The organism is Rhodanobacter sp. UC4448_H15 (assembly GCF_052978265.1).
On the sequence record NZ_CM129665.1, the window covers coordinates 3,411,221 to 3,423,931 of the forward strand.

Sequence of the window (12,711 nt, forward strand, 5' to 3'; positions counted from 1 at the left end):
TACGCCCATTTGGGTAAGCTGCGGCGACCTGTCATCCCGTCCAAGGACGCCCTTCGCGCATGCGCCGATGCCGCCGACGCCTGAGCCTGCTGTTGTTGCCGTTGCTTGCGCTGGCTTCGCTGGCGCACGCGGGCGTCGCGCTGCACGTGGACGGCGTGGAAGATCCGCTGAAGGCGGCGGTGATCGACCGCCTGGAGCTGTCGCAGTACGCCAAACGCGAGGTCACCGCCGCGCAGGCCGCGCGCCTGTACCAGCGCGTGCCGGAGCAGGTGCGCGCGGCGCTGCAGCCCTACGGCTACTACGACGCCAGCGTCACCGGCGAGCTCAGGCAGGTCGGTGCGGACTGGCGGGTGGACGTGCATGTGACGCCCGGCGAGCCGGTCAAGGTGGCCAAGGTCGAACTGCAGCTCGATGATGCCGCGGGCAGGATCGCGCCGATCCGCCGCGCGCGCCGCGCGATCGAGCGGCTCGCCGGCAAGACGCTGAACCACGAAGCCTACGAGGAGGCGCGCGACGCCATGAGCGCGCAGCTGACCGCCAACGGCTACCTCGACGCCCGCCTGCTCACCCACCGGGTGGAGGTGAACCGCGGCGAGCGGCGCGCGGTGGTCAAGCTGGGGTGGGAAGTCGGCCCGCGCTATCGCTACGGCCAGGTGCACTTCGAGGGCTCGCAATTCAACGAGGGCTTCCTCGACCGCTACGTTCCGTTCCAGTCCGGCGACTATTTTTCACAGGACCAGTTGCTGACCCTGCAGCAGGCCTTGAACGGCGCGGACTATTTTGCCGTGGTCAACGTGCTGCCCGACGTCGACGAGGCGAAGCACGGCGTCGTCGACGTCACCGTGCAGTTGGCCCCGGCCAAGCGCACGATCTACACCGGCGGCCCGTTCATCGGCACCGATACCGGCTTCGGCGTGCGCGGCGGCATCGAGCGGCGCTGGGTCAACCGGCGCGGGCACAAGTGGAAGAACGAACTGGTGGTGGCGCAGCGGCTGAAAACGCTCTCGACCATGTACACCATCCCGCTGCCCGGCCCGGACCAGCGCAGCTACAACGTCGGCGCGAATTTCCGCGACGCCGACACCGACACCTCGCAATCGCGGACGCTGGAGCTGGTCGGCAACGAAACGCGCCAGTGGCACGGCTGGACGCGCACGCTGGGCGTGCATGCGCTGGCCGGCACCTTCACCGTGGGCAAGCGCGGGCGCGAACCGGACAACACGCCGGGCATCGAGCACGGCCGCAGCACCGAGGTGTTCGCCGAAGCCTCGCTGACCCGCAAGCAGGCCGACAACCCCGCCTTCGTGCACCGCGGCTGGTCGCTGACCCTGGCCGCGCGCAGCACCGCCGGCAGCCTGCTCTCCGACGCGAGCTTCAATCAGGTCAGCGCCGACGCCAAGTGGATCCGCGCGTTCGGAGCGAAACAGCGCAACCGGCTGATCCTGCGCGGCAGCGCCGGCATCACCCGCACCGACGACTTCGCCGCGCTGCCGCCGCAACTGCGTTTCTTCGCCGGCGGCGACCGCTCCGTGCGCGGCTACGGCTACCAGTCGATCGGCCCGCGCAACAGCTACGACCGCGTCATCGGCGGACGCAACCTGCTGGTGGCCGGTACCGAGGTGGAGCACTACTTCACCCGCAACTGGGGCATGGCCGCCTTCGTCGACGCCGGCAACGCCTACACCGGCACCGATTTCCGCCCGAAGATCGGCGCCGGCCTGGGCCTGCGCTGGCGCTCGCCGGTGGGCATGGTCCGGCTCGACCTCGGCACGCCGATCCACGATTCGGACCATCACGGCATCGAGTTGCACGTGGTGATCGGGCCGGATCTGTGAGCAGCCGGGATTCGGGAAAGGCTGAACTATTGACTATTGAACATGACGCTCACCACAAACACCTCACCCACCACCGCTCTCCCTGAGCGCAGGCCTGAAAGGCCGAAGTCGAAGGGCGCCCCGCGGAAGACTGCCCTTCGACTTCCTCGCTCCCCAAAGCAGCGGCCATCCATGGCCCCTCCCCGCGTGCGCTTCGCTACGCTCAGGGCGAACGGCAGTGGAAATTCCATCCGCGTAAACGGCAAGCGGAGCAGGCTGACGGCATGAAGTGGATCAAGCGCATTGCCGTCGCCGCTGTCGCGCTGCTGCTGGTGGCGACGCTGGCGTCGTGGTGGCTGCTCGGCACCGCTCCGGGCCTGCGGTTCGCCCTGGCGCGTGCGCAATCCTTGAGTGGCGGCACGTTGCAGGTGCAGCAGGCGCAGGGGCGGCTGGCCGGGCCGCTGCAACTTTCCGGCGTGCGCTACGACGACGGCCACGGCACCGTGGTGGATCTGGCCACGGTGCGGCTGGACTTGCGCTTCTGGTCGCTGCTGGGCAAGCGCGTGCACCTGACCGCGCTCGACGTGGAGCGCGTCACGGTGGCGTTGCCCGCCGCCAGCACCGATGAAAGCGCAAGCTCCGGCAGCCTGTCGCTGCATCTGCCGGTGGAGCTGATCCTGGATCGCGTGCACGTCGGCCCGATCAAGGTGACGCAGGCGGGCAAGGACGTGTTTGCCGCCGATCGGCTCGACCTGGCCGGGCGCTGGACCGACCGCGGCATCGCGCTGCGCCAGCTCGCGCTGCGCGCACCGGACGGCCATGCCGATCTCGCCGGCGAGCTGGTCTTCGGCAAGAGTTATCAAGGCAACGGCACGCTGGGCTTTGCGTGGAAAGCCGGCGACACCGATGTCGCCGGCACGCTCTCGATCCACAGCGACGGCAGGCGGGCCACGCTGGATGGCGCGCTCACCGCACCGGCGCCGATGAAGCTGCACGCCGAACTCGCCCAGGCTGGCGAATTCGGCTGGAGCGGCACGCTCGAGGCGCCGCGTTTCGACCCCGCGCCGCTGCTCGGCGAAGGCTCGCTGCAATCGCTGGCGTTCTCGCTCGCGGGGCACGGCAACCGCCACGGCGGCACGCTCGAAGGCCAGCTCGACCTGAACCAGTACCGCGTGCTGCTGCAACCGCTGCGCGCGCGGTTCGACCCCGACTACCACACGCTCACGCTCGAACGACTCCGGCTCGGCTCGCCGCGCTTCAAGGGCAACGTGGAAGCGAGCGGCACCGTGCAGCTGGACGCCAAGCCACTCGCCGCCAACCTGCAGATCGGCTGGACCGACCTGCAACTGCCGGCCGAGCTGGCTGGTCGGGAGTTGGCCAGCCACGGCCAGCTCAAGGCCACGGGCAGCGTCGACGCGTACCGCGTGCAAGGCAATCTCGCGCTGGGTCCGCCCGGCAAGCTGGCGCAGCTGGCGTTGGAACTGGACGGCACGCCGCAGCGCTTGCAGGTGCGCACGCTCGACCTGAAACAAGCCAAGGGCCGGCTCCAGGCGCACGCCGAGCTGACCTTGCAACCGGGGCTGGCGTGGCAGGCCGAGGTCCGCGCCGAGGCCTTCGACCCTGGCCAGTTGCTGGCGCACTGGGACGGCGCGCTCGATGCCGACATCGCCAGCCAGGGCCGGCGCACGGCCGACGGACTCGACGCCACGCTGGACATCCGCAAGCTCGCCGGCAACCTGCGCAAGCGCGCGGTCAGCGGCCACGGCAAGCTGCACCTGTCGCCGCAGCGGGTGCTGGACGGTCGGCTGGAACTGGCCTCCGGTCCCAGCTCGCTGCAACTGACCGCGCGGCCCGGCGCCAGCAACGACGCCGAACTGCAACTGGCGATCGCCTCGCTCGGCGACTGGCTGCCCGATGCCAGCGGCCGTCTGGACGGCCATTTGCGAATCCAGGGCAAGCTGCCGAAGCTCGGCATCAACGGCCAGCTGCACGGAGAGGCGTTGGCCTGGCAGCAGCAGCGCGCACGGCGCCTGCGCCTGATCGTGGGGCTGCCGGACATCAGCCGCGTGGCCGGCAAGCTGGACCTGCAACTGGATGACACTACCGTGCAGGGGCTGACATTCCAGGATATCCACGCGCTGGCCGAAGGCAGCGATTCCAACCATCGGCTCGAAGTGCAGGCGCGCGGCAGCCAGCTGTCCGGCACGCTCGACCTGCACGGCGCGCTCGCCGGTTCGCGCTGGAGCGGCACGCTGTCGACGCTGAATCTGGAACCCCAGGGCCTGCCGCCGTGGCGTCTGCAGCATGCCACCCAGCTCGGCTACGACGATGGCGCGATGCAGCTTGCCGACCTGTGCCTCACCGCGGGCGACCCACTGCTGTGCGCCAGCGCGCGCCGCGACAAGGCCGGCAACCTCGACGCCAGCTATCGGCTGCAGGCCCTGCCGCTGGCGCTGCTGTTGAACGCCACCGGCGAAGCCGACCTGCCGCTGCGCGCCGACGGCGACATCGAGGGCAGCGGCAAGATCCACCGCAGCGCAGCCGGCGCGCTGAGCGGCCGGGCGTCGATCGGCTCGGCGCACGGCGCGATCAGCTACACCGACGACACGCGCGCGCCGCTGCTGCGCTACGACCGCCTGCAGCTCGACGCCGACCTCACGCCGCAGCGCCAGCAGATCGACCTGCATGCCGCGCTGAACGATGGCGGCCGCATCGACGGTCAGCTCGGCATCGCCGGCGCGCAACAGGCGCTGAGCGGCCAGCTGGAATTGCACCTGGGCAACCTCGCCTTCGTCGAGTTGCTCAGCCACGAACTGGCCAACGTGAAGGGCCGCGCCGACGGCCGCTTCCAGTTCGCCGGCAGCCTGGCGCAACCGCTGTTGACGGGCCAGGCCGAGCTGGGCGATTTCACCGCGGAGATTCCCGCCGCCGGGCTGACCCTCGCGCAGGGACAACTCCACGTGACCACGTTCGACGGACAGCAGTTGCAGATCCGCGGCAGCGTGCAGTCGGGCAAGGGCAGTGTCGCGGTGGACGGCAGCGCCAGCCTCGACGGCGCCCAGCCCACGCGACTCACCATCAAGGGCAGCCAGTTCACCGCGGTGGACATCCCTGCGGCCAGCGTGGTGCTCTCGCCCAACCTGCTCGTGCAGCAAGGCGCCAACGGCATCGACATCACCGGCGCGGTGAGCCTCGACCGTGCACGGGTGAACGTGGACAAGCTGCCCGGCGCCGGCGCCAGCGTCGCCTCGCCCGACGTGGTGGTGGTGGACGCCCGGCAGGCGCAGGGCGCCGCCAGCGGCACGCCGTTGAACGCGATGGTCAAGGTCAACCTGGGCGAGCAGACCCACGTCACCGGCATGGGCCTGGACGGCCGCCTCAGCGGCGTGCTGACGGTGATCGAAAAGCCTGGCCGCGCCACCATCGGCCAGGGCCAGATCGCGGTGAACGGCACCTACCGCGCGTACGGACAGGACCTGCAGATCCAGCGCGGCCAGCTGCTGTTCGCCAGCACGCCGATCGACAACCCCGGCCTGAACATCCGTGCGGTGCGCAAGCTCAACCCCAACGCCACCATCGACGAGGGCCAGGAAGTGGGCCTGTACGTCTCCGGCACCGCGCAGCGGCCGATCCTCACCGTGTTCTCCAACCCGGTGATGGAGCAGTCCGACGCGCTGTCGTACCTGATCACCGGCAAGCCGCTGTCCGAGGTCAAGGGTGGCGAAGGCAGCATGGTCAGCGCCGCGGCGCAGGCGCTGGGTTCGGCCGCGGGCGACCTGCTCGCCAAGCGGATCGGCTCGCAGCTGGGGCTGGACGACATCGGCGTGTCCAGCAACGAGGCGCTCGGCGGCAGTTCGGCGTTCACCGTCGGCAAGTATCTTTCGCCGCGGCTTTATCTCAGCTACGGCGTGGGCCTGTTCGAGCCGGGCGAGGTGATCACCCTGCGCTATCGGCTGAGCAAGCGCTGGAACCTGGAGGCGCAGCAGGCCACCGAGTTCAGCCGCGCCAGCCTCAACTACCGGCTCGAAAGATAGGGCCGCCGCGGCCGCCGACGGATTGCTGCGGCGGCAGACGGCCCTGGCCCGGCCCGCTAGAATGGCGGGTGCTGCGGCAATCACGTCCGCACCGTTTCGGAAAACCATGCGCCTCTACCTGCAATCCGTGCCCGGCAGTACCGACACGCCGCGCTATGTCCAGATCACGCTGGAGCAGGATCTGCTCGGCGGCTGGACGCTGTACCGCGAGTCGGGCACCCAGGGCGGGCGCGCCACCATGAAGCGCGAGCAGTTCCTGGAACGCGACGCGGCCATTGCCGCGTTCGAGAAGACCCGCGACGCGCAGCTCAAGCGCGGCTTCCGCCTGATGTTCGCCCAGGGCCAGGAAGGCCCGTACGGGCGCTGAAATCCCTCACCGTTGATTGCCATGCCCGATGCCCTGAACAACGACCGCTTCCTGCGCGCGCTGCGCCGCGAGCCCACCGACACCACGCCGATCTGGGTGATGCGCCAGGCGGGCCGCTACCTGCCCGAGTACCGCGCCACCCGCGAGCGCGCCGGCAGCTTCATGGGCCTGGCGCAGAACCCGGAATACGCCTGCGAAGTGACCCTGCAACCGCTGCGGCGTTTCGACCTCGACGCGGCGATCCTGTTTTCCGACATCCTCACCATTCCCGACGCGATGGGCCTCGGCCTCTCGTTTGCGCACGGCGAAGGCCCGCAGTTCGCGCGCCCCGTCCGCACCGCGGCGGACATCACCCGGCTCGCCGTGCCGGACATGGATGGCGAACTGCGCTATGTGATGGACGCGGTGCGGCTGATCCGCCGCGAACTGCACGGCCGCGTGCCGTTGATCGGTTTTTCCGGCAGCCCGTGGACGCTGGCCTGCTACATGGTCGAGGGCCACGGCTCGCGCGATTTCGCCACGCTCAAGACGCTGTGCTGGAACGAGCCGAAACTCGCCCACCAGCTGCTCGACACGCTGGCCCAGGCGGTGACCGCCTACCTGCTCGCCCAGGCCACGGCCGGCGCGCAGGCGCTGATGATCTTCGACACCTGGGGCGGCCTGCTCGGCCCGGCGCCGTTCCGCGAGTTCTCGCTGCGCTACATGACGCGGATCGTGGCCGCGCTGAAAGAGCACGCCGCTTCGCGCGAACTGCCGGTGATCCTGTTCTCCAAGGGCGCCCATGGCCAGTTGGCGGCGCTGGCCGACAGCGGCTGCGCGGCGCTTGGCGTGGACTGGACGGTCGACCTGGCCGACGCGCGTGCCGCCGTGGCGGGCCGCGCGGCGCTGCAAGGCAACCTCGATCCGGCGATCCTGCGCGCCAGCCCGGCGGTGATCCGCCGCGAGGCCCGCGCGGTGATGGACAGCTACGGCAACCACCCCGGCCACGTGTTCAACCTCGGCCACGGCATCACCCCGGAGGTCGATCCCGAGCACGTCAAGGTGCTGGTGGACGAGGTGCACGCCTACGGGCGCACGCTGCGCGCCTGATCGAGGACCGGCGCGCGCGCGGCACTCAAGATCGGCGACGCGACGCCGATACCCCAGTGGCATGGACCCCGGTGCGAGCAGCCAGGCCGCGGCCTGCGGCAGGCCGAATGCCTCGCGGCCCGGCATGAGATGCGCGGCAGTCGCACATCCGCCCGCATCCCGCGTACCGTGTGCGTCATCGACCCAACGAGCAGCTGCATGAAGGCCATCGAACAACTGCGAATCAACGGCGGCCTGCCCAGCCCGAAGGGTGTGGCGCTGGCGATCATGCAGATCAGTCGCCGCGACGACGCGACGCTGGAGGAAATCAGCCGCCTGGTGCAGAGCGACCCGGTCACCAGCGGGCGCCTGCTGCACATGGCCAACGCCGCCAGCATCGGCGGCCGCCCGCTGGCCAGCATCCCCGAGGCGATCATTCGCCTCGGCCTGGCCGCCGTGCGCCAGCTGGCGATGGGTTTCTCGCTGGTCGACCAGTACCGCAGCGGCGCCTGCAAGAGCTTCGACTACCCGCGCTTCTGGTCGCACTCGCTGCTGATGGCGGTGGCCATGCAGGAGCTCGGCAAGCGGGTGCGGCTCGCGTCGCCGGATGAGCTGTTCGCCTGTGGCCTGCTCGCCCGCATCGGGCAGCTGGCGCTGGCCACGCTGTACCCCGAGGAATACGCGCAGCTGCTGCAACGCGGCGGCGAGACCACGGTGGAGGCCGAGCGGCAACTGCTGCACGTCGACCACAACGAACTCACCGCGGTGATCCTCGAAGACTGCGGCATCCCGCGGGCACTGGCCGAGCCGGTGTTCTTCCACGAAAACGTCGAGTCGGCCAGCTTCGCCGAGGGCTCGCGTCCGTACCAGCTCACCCGGCTGTTCCACCTGGCCAGGCGGCTGGCCGACCTGAGCCTGGCGCCGGACGAGCAGCGTACCCAGCACATCGGCGAGCTGATGCTGCTGGGCGGCAAGATCGGCCTGGACGCCGGCGAACTCGGCATCCTGCTCGACCAGGTGCATGCGCAATGGCACGACTGGAGCGCGGTGCTGCAAGTTCCCGACGACAACGTGTCGGCCTTCACCGACCTCGTCGCCACCCCGGCCGCCGCCGCTGACAACGCGCCCGCCGTGGAGGTCTCGCGCGTGCTGTGGGTGGCCAGCGCGGCGCCGGTGCGCGCGATGCTGGCGGAGATCCTCGGCGGCATGCCCGATCAGGTGGTGCACTCGGCCGGAAGCGGCGAGGAAGGCCTCGCGCTGGCCGTGCAGCTGATGCCGCAGGTGGTGATCGCCGACTCGCGCATGCCCGGGCTGGACGGCTGGGCGCTGTGCCGCGCGCTGCGCGCCACGCCGTGGGGCCAGTCGATCTACCTGATCGTGCTGGCCAGCGTGACGTCCGAAACCGAAATCCGCCTGGCCACCGAGGCGCAGATCAACGATTGCGTGAGCCCGGCCCAGGCCGCCCGCATGTTGCCGTTGCGGATGGGCGCGGCGCGCCAGTACGTGAAGCTGCTCAACCAGTGGGAGCACGACCGCGCGCAGCTCAAGCGGTTCTCCGCCGAACTGGCGATGAGCAACCGCAAGCTGCAGCACTACGCCCTGATCGACCAGCTCACCGGCCTGCAGAACCGGCGCGCGGGGATGGAGTCGCTGGCCCAGGCGTGGAGCATGGCCGAACGCTCCGGCGATCCGGTGACGATGATGATGATCGACATCGACCGCTTCAAGGAGGTCAACGACACCCACGGCCACGCGGTAGGCGACCAGGTGCTGCTCGAAGTGGCCCGCACCATCCGCCGCTCCGCGCGCAAGGAGGACGCCGTGTGCCGCATGGGCGGCGAGGAGTTCCTGGTGATCTGCCGCAATGCCGACTTGTCCTCCTCATTGCACGCGGCCGAGCGCCTGCGCAAGGCGGTGGCCGGCCTGCGGGTGGCCGTCGAGGACCAGCAACTGGGCGTGACGATCAGTATCGGCCTGGCCGCGCGCGAGGACGGCATGGCCGACCCCGGCGCCCTGGTCAACGCCGCCGACAAGGCGCTTTACGCGGCCAAGAAGAAGGGTCGCAACCGCACCTGCCGCTACGAGGACGGCAAGCTTTACCTGGAAGGCTGAGCGCGACGCCTCAGGGCGTGCCGGCGAACGCGTGATCCAGCCAGTCGTGCATCAGCCGGTAGCTGCGCGCCGCGGCCGCGGCGTCGTAGCGGCAGCCGGGCGAGTTCTCGCCGACCTCGGTGAAGCAGTGCACCGCGTGGCCGAGCACCACGAACTGCCAATCGGCGGGGCTCATGCGCATCTCGTCCATGAACTTGCCTGCGTCCGGCATGGTGCCCTTGTCGTCGGCGCCGTTCATCGCCAGCACGCGCGCCTTGATGTGTTTGGCCAGCATCGGATCGTCGGTGGCCAGCCCGCCGTGGAACGACACCACCGCCGCCACGTCAGCGCCGCTGCGCGCCAGGTCGAGCACCGCCGAGCCGCCGAAACAGAAACCGATCGCCGCCAGCTTCGCGGGATCGAGCGGCGCGCCGGCGACCTGTGCCTTCAATTGCTCCAGCGCCACGCCGATCCGCTTGCGCATCAGCGCGCGATCGCCATACAGCGGCTTCACCGCGGCCTGCGCCTGCGCATTCGTGGTCGGGCGCACGTCCGCACCGTACATGTCGGTGAGCAGGATCACGTAATCCTTGCCGGCGATCATCTCGGCCTTCTTCACGGCCGCGTCGTTCACGCCGTACCAGTTCGGCACCATCACCAGGCCGGGGCGTTTGACCAGCGTGGCGTCGTCGTAGACCAGCACGCTGTGGAAACGGGTGCCGTCCTGCGTCCATTCGACCGGGCGATGCACCATCTTCGCCTGGACGGCGAGGCTTGATCCGGCAAGCAACAGCAGACAGCAGAGTCGGGCGATGCGCATGGTCGATCCTCCGGTGGCGTTACGCTGCCCTCCCCTGCGCGTTCCCGAGGAACCTCCTTCGGTCGCAGGCGAGGGCAAAGATCTAAAGTCCTGCGGCGTGATCCGACAGGCGCCGCTTCAACGGCGCCAGCCGATCGAGCAAGCGCACGCCGACGGCGCGCGCGGCGACCAGCGGCGGCGACTGCCAGGCGTAGATGCGCGCGAGCGCGTCGAAGCCGAGCGCATCCAGCGTGTCGGCGCTGCGCCGGCGCCGCGCATAGCGACGCAGCACGTGTTCAGCGCCGATGTCGCGGCCTGCCGCACGCGCCTGGACCAGGGTGTCGCGCAGCTCGGCCACGTCGCGCAGGCCCAGGTTGACGCCCTGCCCGGCCAGCGGATGCACCGCATGCGCGGCGTCGCCCAGCAGCACGAAGCGCTCGGCCTGGTAACGCTCGGCCAGTTGCAGCTTCAACGGAAACGCGGCGCGCGCCGTGCTGCCGGTAATCCGGCCCAGGCGGAAATCGCTGGCGGCGCCGAGCTCGTCGCAGAAGCGCCGGTCGTCCAGCGCCAGCACGCGCTGCGCCTCGGCCTCGGGCAGCGACCACACGATCGAGCTGCGCCCGTCGGCCAGCGGCAACAGGGCGAGCGGGCCGCCCGGCAGGAAGCGCTGCCACGCCGTATCTTCATGCGCGCGCTCGGTGTCTACATGCGCCACCACCGCACGCTGCGCGTAATCGCGCCCGCGCGTGCCGATGCCGGCCAGCTGGCGCAGCGGCGAGCCGGCGCCGTCGGCGGCCACCAGCACGGCAGCAGGCAGCGTCGCGCCATCGGCCAGTTGCAACTGGATGCGATCGTCGCGCGCCTCGAAAGCCGTCACTTCGGCCGGACACAGCCGGCGGACACCAGCTGTTTCCAGCGCCTGCCACAGCGTCCATTGCACGAGGCTGTTCTCGACGATGCAGCCGAGCAGGTCGCGACCTTCCGCAGCGGCATCGAAGTCGATCGACGCGCCGCTGGCGTCGTCCCACACATGCATGCGCCGGTAGGCCGAGGCACGCGCCTGGCGGATGGACGTCCAGACGTCCATGTCATCCAGCAGCGCGATCGACGAGGGCGCCAGCCCGACCACGCGCAGGTCCACCTCGGCATCTGCGCACCACGGCCGCGGCGCCCGTGCTTCCAGCAGGGCGACGCTGAAACCCGCGCGGGCCAGCGCGAGTGCAGCCGCCGCGCCGACCATGCCGCCGCCGACCACGGCCACGTCGAGTGCCGCGGCGCGGCGGCGCGGGGCGACCTCGCCGATGGCGGCGTTCATGGCACCCGCTCCAGCACGGCGCGCGGCGGCGTACCGCGAAAGCCCATGCCGCGCCGCGCCAGCGCCCGCTGCAGCGGCGGCAACCGGTCGCAGGCCAGCAAGGCCAGCGAGCGCAGCGGTGCCAGCAACGGTTGCCGCAGGCAGGCCAGTTGCACGAGGCCGTGGCTCATCGCCATGGTGCCTTCGCGATCCGGCGCGCGGCGTGCTGCATAGCGGGCGAGCATGTCCGCGTCGCCGGGATCGGCCTGCGCGGCCACCAGCTCGGCCAGGGTCAGCGCATCGCGCAAGCCCAGGTTGAAGCCTTGCGCGCCGATCGGATGCACGGTTTGCGCGGCATTGCCGATCAGCACCGCGCGCGATGCGATCAATTGCGCCGCCGCGACGCGGTGGATCGCGTAGGGATGGCGCCTGCCCGGTCGGCTCAGTCGCCCCAGGCGCCAGCCGAAGCGTTGCTGCGCCAGCTCGATGAAGGCGGCGTCATCCAGTGCGGCCACCGCAGCCGCTTCGTCCGCGGCCACCGTCAACACCAGCCCGCAGCGGCGTTCGGCCAGCGGCAGCAAGGCGATCGGACCGGCATCGGAAAAACGCTCGAAGGCGCGGCTGGCGTGATCGCGCTCGGGGGTGACGGTGCAGACGAACAGGGTCTGCCGATAATCGTGGTGCTCGGCGTCGATGCCCAGTTGCGTGCGCACGAACGAGCCGGTGCCGTCGGCGCCGACCAGCAGCGGCGTGTCGATGTGGCGTGTGCCGTCGGCGGTGTTGACCTGCGCGCGCCAACCGCCAGCCAGCGGTTCGAGCGCGGACAGCGTGGCGGGGGCGAGCCGGGTCAGCCGGGTACAGGCGTCGAGCCGGCGCAGCAGGGCCGCGCCGAGTTCGCGCGCCGGCAGGGTCCAGCCCAGCGCGTCGACGCCTTGCTTGTCTGCGTCGATGCGCGCGCTGCCGAATTCACCGGCACGGCTGACCCGGATGTGCCGGATCGGCGTGGCGCGGGCGGCAGCGTGCTGCCATACGCCGATCGCGTCGAGCCCGTTGACGGTGGCCCTGGCCAGCGCGAGGTTGCGCTCGTCGTAGCTGGGCTGCGCATCGGCGCGCGGCGCGGCGGTCTCGACCAGGGTGGCGGCGACACCGGCCGCGTCCAGTGCGATCGCCAGGCTGGCACCGACCAGGCCGCCACCGACGATCAATACGCTGCCGCAAACAGGGGAGCCGGAGGGATTCATGCC

General features: G+C 70.5%; 8 protein-coding genes. 5 read left to right on the forward strand and 3 right to left on the reverse strand.

Annotated features, from left to right (window positions below):
• Nucleotides 1-59 precede the first annotated feature (59 nt).
• The 5 genes from ACVCMI_RS15790 (at nt 60) to ACVCMI_RS15810 (ending at nt 9,395) form a co-directional block, all read left to right on the forward strand.
• Complete coding sequence (locus ACVCMI_RS15790) at nt 60-1,835, forward strand: autotransporter assembly complex protein TamA (RefSeq protein ID WP_447098169.1); 1,776 nt, start codon at nt 60-62, stop codon at nt 1,833-1,835.
• Between the two features lie 263 nt (nt 1,836-2,098).
• The gene (locus ACVCMI_RS15795; protein ID WP_447098168.1) at nt 2,099-5,848 is read left to right on the forward strand and encodes a translocation/assembly module TamB domain-containing protein; all 3,750 of its coding nucleotides are present in this window, start codon (nt 2,099-2,101) and stop codon (nt 5,846-5,848) included.
• Nucleotides 5,849-5,954: 106 nt separating this feature from the next.
• Nucleotides 5,955-6,215: a WGR domain-containing protein gene (locus ACVCMI_RS15800; RefSeq protein WP_395120076.1), complete on the forward strand. Its 261-nt coding sequence runs from the start codon at nt 5,955-5,957 to the stop codon at nt 6,213-6,215.
• Between the two features lie 21 nt (nt 6,216-6,236).
• The gene (hemE, locus tag ACVCMI_RS15805) at nt 6,237-7,304 is read left to right on the forward strand and encodes a uroporphyrinogen decarboxylase (protein WP_447098167.1); all 1,068 of its coding nucleotides are present in this window, start codon (nt 6,237-6,239) and stop codon (nt 7,302-7,304) included.
• A gap of 198 nt (nt 7,305-7,502) precedes the next feature.
• Nucleotides 7,503-9,395, forward strand: coding sequence for a GGDEF domain-containing response regulator (locus tag ACVCMI_RS15810; RefSeq protein WP_395120078.1), 1,893 nt, complete (start codon nt 7,503-7,505; stop codon nt 9,393-9,395).
• Between the two features lie 10 nt (nt 9,396-9,405).
• Here ACVCMI_RS15810 and ACVCMI_RS15815 read toward each other — a convergent pair whose 3' ends face one another.
• From ACVCMI_RS15815 to ubiH, 3 genes are all read right to left on the reverse strand, one after another.
• Entirely contained in the window at nt 9,406-10,194 is a 789-nt protein-coding gene (locus tag ACVCMI_RS15815; RefSeq protein ID WP_395120079.1) for a dienelactone hydrolase family protein, read from the reverse strand.
• Between the two features lie 82 nt (nt 10,195-10,276).
• Entirely contained in the window at nt 10,277-11,488 is a 1,212-nt protein-coding gene (locus tag ACVCMI_RS15820; protein ID WP_447098166.1) for a UbiH/UbiF/VisC/COQ6 family ubiquinone biosynthesis hydroxylase, read from the reverse strand.
• The gene (gene ubiH / locus ACVCMI_RS15825; RefSeq protein ID WP_447098165.1) at nt 11,485-12,708 is read right to left on the reverse strand and encodes a 2-octaprenyl-6-methoxyphenyl hydroxylase; all 1,224 of its coding nucleotides are present in this window, start codon (nt 12,706-12,708) and stop codon (nt 11,485-11,487) included. Before ubiH ends, ACVCMI_RS15820 begins: the two co-directional genes overlap by 4 nt.
• Nucleotides 12,709-12,711 lie beyond the last annotated feature (3 nt).